This is a genomic window from Streptomyces sp. NPDC007896 (assembly GCF_042959425.1).
Classification (GTDB): Bacteria; Actinomycetota; Actinomycetes; order Streptomycetales; family Streptomycetaceae; genus Streptomyces.
Map to the genome: position 1 here is coordinate 95,632 of NZ_JBIBKX010000010.1, position 13,394 is coordinate 109,025.

Below are 13,394 nucleotides of genomic sequence, written 5' to 3' on the forward strand. Positions count from 1 at the left end.
GTGGGGCGAGTCGCAGGTCATTTCCACCCATTCCCACACGGAGAGCCGCCCACTCTGTGCAACCCCTGTACGGCGGGAACGCCCTGCGATAGCTTCACGTCACCCCCCGGGATTGAATCGTTTCAATCAATGGTGATGAGAGATGAGGCAGCATGAGCCCGAGTGACGAGCAGGCTTCGCAGCCAGGCCCCGGCCGACGCGCAGTGGTGGTGGCGGGAGCCAGTGCCGTGGCACTGTCCGTCACTGTTTCCGGATCGGCGGCCGCATCAGTCGGCGCGACTCCCCTGGAAAAGGCCGCGCCCGGGGCAGCCGGGGGGAGCAGATCCTGGCACCGCTACGTGCAGGCGCCCTCCTCCCCCACCGTGCGGCCGGTCAAGGTCATCGCCACCACCGGCGACGTACGACGGCCCGACGCCCTGCTGCGAGCGGGCGGGGCCGCGACCGTCCTGCACCGTGAGAAGCCGGCGGTCCCGCCCAGGTGGCCCGAGGGAACGGTGGCCGAGGCGTCCTCCGCGCACGCCGGCAACAACGGCAACGACGGAAAGCCGCGCACCTACGTGGCCGGCAACGCCATCGACGGAGACCCGGACACGTTCTGGAACGACGACACGATCGCCGCCGGACCCGACACGCTGACCATCACGCTGCCTGTGCCGAAGGAGCTGTCCGGTCTCACACTCGTCTCCAACAGCGATGGCGTGCCGACCGATTTCACTGTCGAGGCCTGGCAGGACGAGCAGTGGCGGACCGTCGCCACGATCGCGGACAACGATGTCGTCCAGTGTGCGGTGCCGTTCGCGGCGGCGGTGACCACCACCCGGATCCGTATCACGGTGACCGCGGTCCAGGACACGCCGCACGGCGCTTTCACCCGTGTCAACGAGGTGTGGCCCGCGCCGATCGCGGTGGTCGCCGCGCCGAGTGTGACGCTCGACTTCGGCAAGGTCGTCGTGGGGTATCCGCGTCTCCGCTTCGCCTCGGCCTCCGACAACTCCCCTGGGGTGCGCCTGGCCTTTTCGGAGACGAAGCAGTTCTTGAGCGACCGCTCCGACTTCACTCGCTCCGACCAGGCCGGCGGAGCGGGCCAGGGAACCGACCAGTTCGCCGTTCCCGTCCAGGGCGCCGACTGGCTCGACCACAAGGGATTCCAGGCCGGGGACAAGGTCTACGCGGACGGACTGCACGGATTCCGGTACCTGAAGATCACTCTGGACGCCCTGACCACCGACGCCCCCGCGGCACAGCCCTGGGGCACGGTCGCGGTCGATTCCGTCGCCCTGGAGTTCAGCGCCTATCTGGGGACACCGGACACCTACCGTGGCTGGTTCGAGTGCTCCGAGGAGGACTTGAACCGCTACTGGTACGGCGCGTCGTACACCAACGAGCTTGTCACCGACACGTTCCGCCGTGACGACGTCGATCCTCGCAACGCCTGGAGCGAGTCGCTCGAGGGAAGGCTGGTTCTGCAGGACGGTGCCAAGCGGGACCGCGACCCCTACGTCGGCGACCTCGCGGTGTCCGCGCGGACCCTTTACCTCACGCACGACGACGCCGCGGTCGCGGCGCGCAACGTCCTGGCGGACCTCGCCGACCACCAGCGGGCCGACGGCTGGATCCCCCCGGCATCCATCGCCCATTACGACCTTCACCTGTTCGACTATCCCCTGTGGTGGGTGACCTGCAGCTGGGACTACGTCCTGTACACCGGGGACCGGGCCTACGCGGCCCACTACTACCCGAACCTGCTGAAAGTCCTGGACGCGTGGTATCCCAGCGTGACCGACACGGCCGGACTGCTCAGCAAGGGACTCAACGACACCGCGGGCTACGGCGACTACGCCTTCCTGGACCGCACCGGCCGGATCACCTACTACAACGCTCTCTACGTCCAGGCCCTCAACGACGCGGCACGCCTGGCGCGGTGGCTGGGGCACGACGCGGACGCGACACGATGGGCGCGACGCGCCGACGACGTCACCCAGGCGGTCAACACCCATCTGTGGGACGAGTCGGCGGGCGCCTACCTCGACTCCGCGACCGGCCCGGTCCGGCACGCCCAGGACGGCAATGCCATCGCCATCACCGCAGGGGTCGCCGACTCCGAGCGTGCCACCAGCGCCCTCGCACATCTCGATGCCACCACACAGCTGCGTTACGGCAATGCGTTCATGGACAACGACACCATTTTCGGTGGCGCCTCGCAGCGCGTGTACGCGTTCACCTCATACCCGGAGATCGTCGCCCGCTTCCTGACCGGGCGCGCGGACTCCGCACTGGACCAGATCCGGCGCACCTACGGCTGGATGGACAGCCATGACCCGGGCGTCACCAACTGGGAGGGCATCGGTCCCAACGGGTCGCTCTACGAGGACGGTTTCACCAGCATGGCCCACGGGTGGTCGACGGGTGTTCTGCCGGCTCTGACACACGAGCTCCTGGGCGGCCGGCCGACCTCGCCGGGATACAGCGAGTGGACGGTGCGTCCCCACCTGGGGAGCGTTGCCTGGGCGCAAGGTGAACTGCCCACCCCGCACGGTCCGCTGGGGGTCGCGTGGACCAACTCCCGCGCACGGTTCGATCTGACCGTCCACGCTCCCCAGCACACCGTCGGTGTGGTCGTCCTCCCTCAACCGGCCAAGGACGTGGTGGTGCGCGTCAACGGGGACAAGGTGTGGGACGGACACCGCGCCGCACGTGGTGACGTGAAGGTCGTCGACGGCTACGTGACGATCACCGCTCCGCACGCCGGCGCTCACCGCTTCACCGTGACGCCTCGGTAGCCGGCGGTCTGCTGTGCCGGGCGGACGAGGACACTGACGCCGACGGCCGGAACCCCCGCACAGTGGGTTCCGGCCGTCGACTGTCGCGCCTCTGAAACTCTCGTGCTCCTTAGAGCGCGAGGCCCGTCAGCACGAGGACCCGCTCGTACGTGTAGTCGTCCATCGCGAACTTGACGCCCTCGCGGCCGACACCGGACTGCTTCACACCGCCGTAGGGCATCTGGTCGGCACGGTAGGACGGCACGTCGCCGACGACCACGCCACCGACCTCCAGTGCGCGGTGGGCGCGGAAGGCGACCTGCAGGTCGTGCGTGAACACGCCTGCCTGGAGGCCGTACTTGGAGTCGTTGACGGCGGCGAAGGCCTCCGCCTCCCCGTCCACCTTGCGCACGGTGAGGACCGGTCCGAAGACCTCCTCGCAGGAGATCGTCGCCTCGGCCGGTACGTCGGTGAGCACGGTCGGCGCGTAGGAGGCACCGTCGCGCTTGCCGCCGGTGAGGAGGGTGGCGCCGGACCGGACGGCCTCGTCGACCCAGGACTCCACGCGCTGGGCGGCGTCCTCGCTGACCAGCGGGCCGACGTCCGTCTTGTCGTCGGACGGGTCGCCGGTGACCTGGGCCTCGACGGCGGCGACGATGCGCGGCAGCAGACGCTCGTACACCGACGCGTCCGCGATCACGCGCTGCACGGAGATGCAGGACTGGCCGCCCTGGTAGTTGGAGAAGGTGGCGATGCGGGTCGCGGCCCAGTCCAGGTCCGCGTCGCTCGCCCAGTCGCCGAGGACGACGGCCGCGCCGTTGCCGCCGAGCTCCAGGGTGCAGTGCTTGCGCGGCACCGAGTCCATGATCGCGTAGCCGACCTTCTCGGACCCGGTGAAGGAGATGACCGGGAGCCGCTCGTCCTGGACGAGGGCGGGCATCCGGTCGTTGGAGACCGGGAGGATCGACCAGGAGCCGGCCGGCAGCTCCGTCTCGGCGAGCAGGTCACCGATGATCAGGCCGGAGAGCGGGGTCGCGGGCGCCGGCTTCAGGATGATCGGCGCGCCGGCGGCGATGGCCGGGGCGATCTTGTGGGCGCACAGGTTGAGGGGGAAGTTGAAGGGCGCGATGCCGAGGACGACGCCCTTCGGGAAGCGGCGCGTGAGGGCGAGGCGGCCCTGGCCGCCGAGGTCGGTGTCGAGGCGCTGGGCCTCGCCGCCGTTGAAGCGGCGGGCCTCCTCGGCGGCGAACCGGAAGACGGACACCGCGCGGCCGACCTCGCCGCGGGCCCACTTGATCGGCTTGCCGTTCTCGGCGGAGATGAGCTGCGCGATCTCCTCGGTGCGCTCGACCAGGCGCTTGCTGACGTGGTCGAGGGCGGCGGCGCGGACGTGGGCGGGGGTGGCGGCGAACTCGTCGCGTACGGCGTACGCGGCGGCGACGGCCTCCTCGACCTGTGCCTCGGTCGGGACGCTGACCTGACCGACGACCCGGCCGTCCCACGGCGAGGTGACATCGAGGGTGGTCTCACCGGTGGCCTGGCGGCCGGCGAGCCAGAAGGCGTGGGTGGAAGTCATGTCGATTCCCGGCCCTTCCGAGGTTGAGGAGTCCTTGGCGTTCGTGGTCCACGGTAGGGCCGGGGCGGCGGCAGGTCGTTTGTCCGGGACGTAGCAGTACCGGGTCGTGGCACTCCGCTTTGGCACGATCGAGGTGACCGCCGGGTTTTCCTCGCCCCCGCCGCCCCTACCCGTCCCATCCCACGGGGGCTCCGCCCCCGACCCCCCAAAAGACCGCGCAGTTCCCCGCGCCCCTGAAGGGGCGCGGGGAACTGCGCGACCGGCCCCACCGCCCCGCGGACGAAGAACCCACCCGGCGTTCCTACTCCCCCGCCGCCGCCGTCGCCTTCAGCGCCAGCCACAGTTCCATGCGGACGTCGGGGTCGTCGAGGGAGCGGCCGAGGATCTCCTCGACGCGTCGCATCCGGTATCGCAGGGTGTGCCGGTGCACACCCAGGTCGGCGGCGGCGGCGTCCCACTGCCCGTGCCGGGACAGCCACGCCCGCAGCGAGGCGACCAGATCCCCCCGCCCGGTGGCGTCGTGCTCGTGCAGCGGGCGGAGCAACCCGTCCGCGAACGCCCGCACCGCGTCATCGGCGAGCAACGGCAGCACGGACCCCGCGGCCAGCTCCTCGTGCTCGACCAGCGACCGCCCCCGCCGCCGGGCCACGGACAGCGCCTGCTCGGCCTGCTTGTAGGCGGCGGCCGCGGCGATCGGCCCGGCGGGGGCCGACAACCCGACGACCAGTTCGTCCTCGTCGCCCACGGGCTGCTCCCGGGTGGCGATCCGCGCGGCGTCCAGCGCGGCCGCGTACTCCCCGCACGCCGTCACCGCCGCGCCTCCGTCCACGGCGAGCACGACCAGCCGCTCCCCGTCGGGCACGACGAGCACGGACTCACCGGAGCGGGCGGCGGCCGACTCGACGATCTCGGCGAGCCCGCCGAGCGGGTCGCCGTTCGTCGGGTCCGGCACGACGACGGGGGCCTTGGACGGTTTCGCGGCGGCCACGCGCGCGTGCCCGTCCGCGTGCGCCCGCGCCGCCGAAGCGGACGCCGACTCGGCGAGGATCAGCCGGAAGGGCGCGTCGAGCAGTTCCCCGTAGAGGTCTCCGGCCACGGTCCGCGCGTGCTCGGGCTGCCCGGCGAGCAGCATGCGCAGCACCGCCGCCCCGATGCGCTGCTCGGCAGCGTGCAGCGACCGTGAGCGTTCGGTGGTGAGGGTCAGCAGTGCGATCGCGGAGTGCACGGCGTAGCGCTCGGCGGTGCCGAGGGCGGCGGCCGTTCCGACGGCGAGCGCGGCGCGGGGGCGGCGGCCGGTGCCGAGGGAGTGGAGTTCCACGCGGTCCTCGCCGCCGACGACGGAGCTGGCGGGCGCGGGGCGCTCCCGCAGCCGTTCGACGTCGGGGGTGAGCCGCGCGGCCCGCCGCCCGGCCCACTCGGGCGCGGTGGCGACGACGGCGCCGGACGCGTCGTACAGGGCCGCCCAGCCGTCCAGCTGTCCCGCGAGCGCCGACAGCAGTCCCTCGGGGCCGTCGTTCAGGGCCTGTTTCGTCAGTTCGCGCTGCGCGGCGAAGCCCGCCGTCACGGCCCGGTACTGGTCCGCGGCGATCGCGGCCGACACCGCCTTGCTGATGGCCAGGAAGGGGGTGCGGCGGGGGACCTCCAGGAGCGGCAGGCCCTCCTCCTCCGCCGCGTCGACCAGGGCCTTCGGGATCTCGTCGTAGTTGACCCCGACGGCGAAGCCGAGCCCGACGACTCCGGCTCCCACCAGCCGCCTCACGTAGCGCCGCATGACGTCCGGATCCTCCGCGTCCAGCTGGAGCGCGGTGATCAGCAGCAGTTCCCCGCCCTCCATGTACGGCACGGGGTCGGCGAGCTCGCTGACGTGGGCCCAGCGGACGGGTACGTCCAGACGGTCCTCGCCCGCCCGCACGGTCAGTTTGAGCGCGGAGTGGTGGACGATCGAGGCGAGCGTGGGGCGCATGGGACCTTCAGGTCTTCACAGGATCTTCGACGGTCACGGACTGTGTGATCTTTTGGCCGCAACGTATGAACGACCTATGTCGATTCTGCCTCACCGTACGGTCCGCCGGTGACCTTGTGCCCGGACGGGCCCTAGCTCCGCAGATCCACCAGCAACGGCGGCGTGTGCTCTCCCCCCACCGTGGTGAGCGACAGCACCGCGTGCCCCGGCGGCACCTCGTGCGCCAGCTCGGACGCCGACCAGCGCTCCCGCTCGACCTTCCTTATGGTCACCGCGTCCGTGGTGACGGCCTTTCCGGTGACCAGCTTGCGCAGGGCGTGGATGGCCCGGGTCATCGGCTGATCCGCGAAGACGGTGTGCTTGGCCACGTCACGGGTCTCGACCCACTCCGTGCCCCAGGCGTGGGCGAAGCGGCTGCCGTCCCAGGTCGTGACGCCGGAGAACGCCATCCGGCAGCCCACGGCACCGTACAGCGGCCCGTGCAGCGCCTCGGGGATGTCGCCGATCGTGCGCAGGGCGAGCACCACCCCCGCGTTCTGGGAGCGCAGGCGCTGGATGCGGCGTACGGAGTCGGGCGTCAGCGTTCCGGTGGCGTCGTCGAGGACCAGGCAGGCGAAGTGCGGGCGCTCGCCGCCGCGTACGACGGCGGTGAACTGGGCCAGTACGAGCCGGGCGAGCAGCCGGGCGGCCTCCTCGTGTCCGTGCTCGGGCAGGTCGATCCGCACCCGCAGCGGATGGTGGGCCACGGCGCGCAGCGAGAAGGCGCGGGTGGTGCCGCCCGCGCCGAAGAAGTCGGCGAAGGCCGGCCGGTCCAGGAGCGCCAGCCGGTCGGCGAGCGCCGGGCCCGCGTCGGCCGGGCTGCCGACCTGCCGCATGCGGGCTTCCAGTTCGCGGCGCATTCCGGCGTGCTGCGGTCCCGAGAGGGCTTGGTGCAGGGTGGTCAGGGCCGCCGGTACGCCTTCCAGGAGTTCCCGTAGGACGGACATGGGCGGGAAGGTGCGGTGCACGGCCCGGTAGGGGCCGAGGAGTTGGGCGAGCGCGGTGGTGGCCCGCTGGCCGGCCACCGCGTCGAGGTCCCCGGCGAGCCCTTCGGCGAGGAAGGAGGCCGCTTCGTCGGGGTCGTCGGAGTCCGCGTACAGGTCGAGGTCGTGGACGGAGGCGGGGTCGCCGATCTTCACCACGACGTCGAAGGCCGAGTCCGGGCCGAGCGGCGTCCCGGCGGCGGCGACCGCGACGACGGCGCACCGCCCGGTGAGCGCCTGCAGGGCGAGCGACTCGACGACGGGTCCGACCAGGTGCCGAGTCTTCCCGGAGCCGGAGGGACCGACGGCGAGCAGGGAGGTGCCCAGGGCCTCCGGGTCGAGGGCCGCGCCCCCGCCGTCGTAGGCCTCCGGGGTACGGTCCCCGGTCGTCCACCGCCCGATGCGCACCTGTCCCGCGAGCACGTCGTGCGCCGCGGTGCGGGCGGGCAGGTCCCGGGCCCCGGAGGGATGCGTCCAGGCCGCCCCGCCCCGTCGCAGCACGGTGTCGACGAAGGCGGCCAGGCGCGTGGCGTCCCACTTCGCCGTGGTCCACGCGCGCCGCACCCGGGCGCAGTCCACGTCGTTCATCCGGCCGCCGAGCACTTCGGCGGTGAGCAGCTCCGCCGCCTCGTGCTGTCCGGCGTCACGCAGTTCGGGCCACTGGGCGGCGGGCAGGTCCGGCGCGAACTTCGCGGTGCCGGCCTCCTGTGCCTCGTTGCGCGCGGCCCGGGCGGCGAGCCACTGCCTGGCGTATCTCCGCCAGGCGCCGATACGGGCGAACGGCCACACCACGAGCAGGGTGATCAGCGTGTAGAGCCCGTCGGTGATCAGCTGCGACTGGAACAGGTCATAGCCGCCAAAGACCAGGGCCACGAGGGAGAACAGCGGGGCGACGACCGGCAGGGCGTCCCAGCCGACTCCGGGGAAGGCGTTCGGGAAGACGAACGTCAGGGCGATCAGCGCGCCCAGCGCGGCGAGGGCGGCGCGCAGGGGCTGGGGCCGGGCGGTGACGTAGTGGCGGACGACCTCGGGCCAGCTCCCCAGCCGGCCCATGGTGTAGACCAGCACGCCGAAGAAGACCCCGTTGTAGACCTCGATGGCCTCCGCCCCCTGCCACACCTTGGGCGAGGTGGTGCCGCTCCACCACCAGTCGTCCGGTGTGAACACCTTCAGCACGACCCACATGTAGGGGACGCTGCCGTGGCGCCACAGCGACCAGACGACCAGCGCCACCACGAGCGGGACCGCGAGCCCGACGATCGTGACCGGCGAGAGCCGCTCCCGGCCCTTCGACGGGCGACGCACCCGGTATCCGTACCGCCAGATCCCGGGTCCGGCGGCGGGTCGTGGCTTGTTGAGCCAGTCGGCGACGGTGGGCCGGGGGGCCGGGGACTGCTCCGGCACGGACGGCAGACCCGTGGGCCGCGGCGGCGTTCCCCTCGGTACGGGGGGTACTCCAGGTGGCGGAGGCCCGGGTGGCGGCGGCACGGCGGGTCCCGGCACGGCACCGGTATGCCCGCCCCGCGCGTCCTGCGTCCCGTCGCTGTCCATCGCCCTGCCCCCTGACCAGCCGCTCCCTGCTTCGTCCGCGAGTCAATCTAGTGCCCCTGCGGGGGGAGTTCACCGTTTACGCGGCCGGGTCCGCGCCTTGCCCGGACGGAGCGGCGACGGACCGGCGACGGACCGGGACCATCAGCCTCTCGCCCCTCTATGTCCACCGCGGACAACGGATTCCTCCGACAACGCCCACATGGAGCATGCCGACCCTCCGTTCCCGGCCCTAGCCTGCGAAGAAAGAAGTCAAGAGTCCGAAAACACCCCGCCCGGCGCACCCCGTCCGCCGCGGGGCCGTCCGGTTCGCAAGATCATCAGGGAGCCCCTCATGACCGCACTTCCGCAGGAGCGCCGCGTCGTCACCGCCATCCCCGGCCCGAAGTCGCAGGAACTGCAGGCCCGACGCACCGCCGCGGTCGCGGCCGGTGTGGGTTCGGTGCTCCCTGTCTTCACCACGCGCGCCGGCGGCGGCATCATCGAGGACGTCGACGGCAACCGTCTGATCGACTTCGGCTCCGGCATCGCCGTGACCTCCGTCGGCGCGAGCGCCGAGGCCGTCGTACGCCGCGCCTCCGCGCAGCTCCAGGACTTTACCCACACCTGTTTCATGGTCACGCCGTACGAGGGCTACGTCGCCGTCGCCGAGGCGCTGGCCGAGCTCACGCCGGGTGACCACGCCAAGAAGTCGGCCCTGTTCAACTCGGGCGCCGAGGCCGTCGAGAACGCCGTCAAGATCGCCCGTGCGTACACCAAGCGCCAGGCCGTCGTCGTCTTCGACCACGGCTACCACGGCCGTACGAACCTCACGATGGCGCTGACCGCCAAGAACATGCCGTACAAGCACGGCTTCGGCCCGTTCGCGCCCGAGGTCTACCGGGTGCCGGTGGCGTACGGCTACCGCTGGCTGACCGGCCCGGAGAACGCCGGCGCCGAGGCCTCCGCCCAGGCGATCGACATGATCAACAAGCAGATCGGCGCCGACAACGTCGCCGCGATCATCATCGAGCCGGTGCTCGGCGAGGGCGGCTTCATCGAGCCCGCGAAGGGCTTCCTTCCCGCCATCAGCAAGTTCGCCAAGGACAACGGCATCGTCTTCGTCGCGGACGAGATCCAGTCCGGCTTCTGCCGCACCGGCCAGTGGTTCGCGTGCGAGGACGAGGGCATCGTCCCGGACCTGATCACCACCGCCAAGGGCATCGCGGGCGGTCTGCCGCTCGCCGCCGTGACCGGCCGCGCCGAGATCATGGACGCCGCGCACGCGGGTGGCCTGGGCGGCACCTACGGCGGCAACCCCGTGGCCTGCGCGGGCGCGCTCGGCGCGATCGAGACGATGAAGGAGCTCGACCTCAACGCCAAGGCGAAGCACATCGAGGCCGTCATGAAGGCCCGCCTCGGTGCGATGGCCGAGAAGTTCGACATCATCGGCGACGTCCGCGGCCGTGGCGGCATGATCGCCATCGAGCTGGTCAAGGACCGCGCCACCAAGGAGCCCAACGCGGAGGCGACCGCCGCGCTCGCCAAGGCCTGCCACCAGGAGGGCCTGCTGGTCCTGACCTGTGGCACCTACGGCAACGTCCTCCGCTTCCTGCCGCCGCTGGTCATCGGCGAGGACCTGCTGAACGAGGGCCTCGACATCATCGAGCAGGCCTTCGCCCGTATCTGACGCCCCACCCGTCCCCGCCCCGGATCCCGGCCGACCGCCCCGCGCGGATTCCGCTTGGTTCCGGGACTGCGGCGACCGGGGTCAGAGCGTGTGAAGAACGTGTGCGAGGTGCATGACGGGACGCGATTGCGTCTGTCGGAGCCGGATCCCCTGCCGTAGGTTCTACCCAGATGAGAGATACACCCCGCCCACAGGGGACTGTGGGTGACACCGGGTCGAGGCATCCCCAGCTTCGCCCTGGTCGTGCCCTCGCGCACACACCCGGAGCTTCCGGCTCCGGATCTCCTCACCGATCGGACAGTCGCCCGCCCCAAACCCCCCGGGGCGCGCGACGACCCGATCTGGACGGCCGCCTCGGAACTACCCCCCCTGTTCCGGGGCGGCCGACCTTCCTCCTCGGGCGTCCCGGACTTCTCGGCTTCCTCGGCCTTCCGGCCCTCCTCTTCGCGCTGATCACCTGGCAGGTCGCGGCCCACGGCCCCCTCGCCCGCGCGGACGAACGCCTCAGCGGCCGTCTCGTCCACCCCGACCACGTCTCCGAACTGCTGGCGGACCTGGGCAATGTCACGATCGCGGTGCCGGTCCTGGCCGTCGTGCTCGGGTACGTGGCGTGGCGGGCCCGCGCGGCCGGGCGGGAGCGCTGGTGGCTGCCGTCCCTCGCGGCGGCGGCCTTGATGGCGGTCGTTCCGGCATTGATCGTGCCTTTGAAAGAACTGGTCGCCCGGCCGGGCCCACCGGTCATGGGCCCGGGCACGAACTTCTATCCCTCGGGCCACACCGCCACCGCCGTCATCGCGTACGGCGGTGCGGCCCTGGTGCTGATTCCGTGGCTGCGGGGCGCCTGGGCCCGCCGCGCTCTGCTCGCCGGCTGTCTCGCCCTGAACCTGGGCGTCGCCTTCGGCCTGATCCGGCGGGGCTACCACTGGCCGCTGGACGTGGCGGCCAGTTGGTGCCTCTGCGCGGTGCTGCTGCTCTTGCTCCGGCTCCTCCTCGGCCGAAACAGCCGTCAGCCGAAATAGCCGTCGAAGGTCCGCTGGAACTCCCAGCTCCCGAAGCGGTCCCAGTTGATCGACCACGTCATCAGGCCGCGCAGCCCCGGCCAGGTGCCGTGCGTGGCGTACGAGCCGCAGTTGGTCTTCTTGGTCAGGCAGTCCAGGGTCTTGGTGACCTCGGACGGCGCGACGTAACCGTTGCCCGCGTTCGTCGACGCCGGCATGCCGATCGCCACCTGGTCCGGCCGCAGGGGCGGGAAGACGTTGTTCGCGTCGCCCGCGACCGGGAAGCCGGTCAGCAGCATGTCGGTCATCGCGATGTGGAAGTCGGCGCCGCCCATGGAGTGGTACTGGTTGTCGAGGCCCATGATCGAGCCGGAGTTGTAGTCCTGGACGTGCAGAAGGGTCAGGTCGTCGCGCAGGGCGTAGATGACGGGGAGGTAGGCGCCGGCCCGCGGGTCCTGGCCGCCCCACTTGCCCGTGCCGTAGTACTGGTAGCCGAGCTGGACGAAGAAGGTCTCCGGGGCCATCGTCAGGACGAACTTGGAGCCGTACTTGGCCTTCAGGGTCTTCAGGGCCGAGATCAGGTTCACGATCACCGGTGTGGTCGGGCTCTTGAAGTTGGTGTCGTTCGCGTCCAGGGAAAGCGAGTGGCCCTCGAAGTCGATGTCCAGGCCGTCCAGGCCGTAGGTGTCGATGATCTTCGAGACGGAGGACACGAAGGCGTCGCGGGCGGCCGTCGTCGTCAACTGCACCTGGCCGTTCTGGCCGCCGATCGAGATCAGCACCTTCTTGCCCGCGGCCTGCTTGGCCTTGATCGCGGCCTTGAAGTCGACGTCGCTCTCGACGCTCGGGCACTCGGTGACGGGGCAGCGGGTGAAGCGGATGTCGCCGGAGGTGGTGGAGGTCGGCTCACCGAAGGCCAGGTCGATGATGTCCCAGCTGTCGGGGACGTCGGCCATGCGGGTGTAGCCGGAGCCGTTGGCGAAGCTCGCGTGGAGGTAGCCGACCAGGGCGTGCCCGGTGGAGCCTCCCGAGCCCGTGGACGTCGTCGCCGTGACCGTCGCCGACTTCGCCGACTCTCCCGCGTCGTTCACCGCCGCGACCTGGAAGGCGTACGCCGTCGAGGGTGCGAGGCCGCTCACGGTGGTCGAGGTGCCGGTGGCCGTCTGGACCTTCACCCCGTCGCGGTAGACGGCGTAGCCCGTCGCGCCGGTGACCGGTGACCAGGACAGGGCGACGGTCGAGGAGGTGACCGTGCCGACGGCCAGGCCGGTGGGCGCGGCCGGGGGCTGTCCCTGATCGGCGCCGGGGCCGACGAGGGAGACGTCGTCGGCGTAGTACGCGCCGGTGCCGTACCAACCGTGGGTGTAGAGGGTGACCTTGGTGGTGGACGGGCCGGTGCGGAAGGTGGTGGTGAGCTGCTGCCAGTCGGGGGCGGACTGGGTCCAGGTGGAGACGTCGGTGGTGCCGGTGCCGCTCGCGCCGAGGTAGACGTAACTGCCGCGGACGTATCCGGCGAGGGTGTACTGGGAGCCGGGTTTGACGGTCACCGTCTGGGAGCACTGCGCGTAGTCACTGCCGGCCGGGGTCGCCTGCAACGCCGAACTTCCGCTCCGTACCGGTGAGTTGACGACGGCGCCCGCCGTGCAGGTCCAGCCGTCGAGGCCCGCCTCGAATCCGCCGTTCCTGACCAGGTCCGCGTCGGCCGCACGGGCGGCCGAAGAGAGTGCGGCGAGGCCGGGTACGGCCAGAACGGTGGCCGTGCACACGGCGAGCAGCCTCTGACGCGTGGACGGTCTGGTGCGTTCGGTGCGATCCACAACTGCCTCCGGGCATGGGGGAATTCAGGAGGGTGGAGCGCG

At 71.5% G+C, this 13,394-nt stretch carries 7 protein-coding genes; 3 read left to right on the forward strand and 4 right to left on the reverse strand.

Annotated features, from left to right (window positions below):
• Positions 1 to 227 precede the first annotated feature (227 nt).
• Entirely contained in the window at positions 228 to 2,780 is a 2,553-nt protein-coding gene (locus ACFZDJ_RS30045) for an alpha-L-rhamnosidase C-terminal domain-containing protein (RefSeq protein ID WP_391063515.1), read from the forward strand.
• Positions 2,781 to 2,889: 109 nt separating this feature from the next.
• On the opposite strand, the gene ACFZDJ_RS30050 is transcribed toward ACFZDJ_RS30045, so the two are convergent.
• The 3 genes from ACFZDJ_RS30050 to ACFZDJ_RS30060 form a co-directional block, all read right to left on the reverse strand.
• Positions 2,890 to 4,335: an aldehyde dehydrogenase family protein gene (locus tag ACFZDJ_RS30050; protein ID WP_391063518.1), complete on the reverse strand. Its 1,446-nt coding sequence runs from the start codon at positions 4,333 to 4,335 to the stop codon at positions 2,890 to 2,892.
• A gap of 301 nt (positions 4,336 to 4,636) precedes the next feature.
• Entirely contained in the window at positions 4,637 to 6,298 is a 1,662-nt protein-coding gene (locus ACFZDJ_RS30055) for a PucR family transcriptional regulator ligand-binding domain-containing protein (RefSeq protein ID WP_390933523.1), read from the reverse strand.
• Between the two features lie 131 nt (positions 6,299 to 6,429).
• A complete protein-coding gene (locus ACFZDJ_RS30060; protein ID WP_391063521.1) occupies positions 6,430 to 8,871 on the reverse strand; it encodes an ATP/GTP-binding protein in 2,442 nt (813 codons plus the stop codon).
• 331 nt (positions 8,872 to 9,202) lie between these two features.
• Here ACFZDJ_RS30060 and gabT point away from each other — a divergent pair, with 331 nt between their 5' ends.
• Both gabT and ACFZDJ_RS30070 read left to right on the forward strand, forming a co-directional pair.
• Positions 9,203 to 10,537 (forward strand): 4-aminobutyrate--2-oxoglutarate transaminase, encoded by a 1,335-nt coding sequence (gene gabT / locus ACFZDJ_RS30065; RefSeq protein ID WP_385380677.1) that lies wholly within the window; start codon positions 9,203 to 9,205, stop codon positions 10,535 to 10,537.
• Between the two features lie 200 nt (positions 10,538 to 10,737).
• Complete coding sequence (locus ACFZDJ_RS30070) at positions 10,738 to 11,556, forward strand: phosphatase PAP2 family protein (protein ID WP_391063525.1); 819 nt, start codon at positions 10,738 to 10,740, stop codon at positions 11,554 to 11,556.
• Here ACFZDJ_RS30070 and ACFZDJ_RS30075 read toward each other — a convergent pair.
• Positions 11,544 to 13,352: a carbohydrate binding domain-containing protein gene (locus ACFZDJ_RS30075; RefSeq protein WP_391063528.1), complete on the reverse strand. Its 1,809-nt coding sequence runs from the start codon at positions 13,350 to 13,352 to the stop codon at positions 11,544 to 11,546. The two genes, ACFZDJ_RS30070 and ACFZDJ_RS30075, sit on opposite strands and share 13 nt — an antisense overlap.
• Between the last annotated feature and the right edge of the window lie 42 nt (positions 13,353 to 13,394).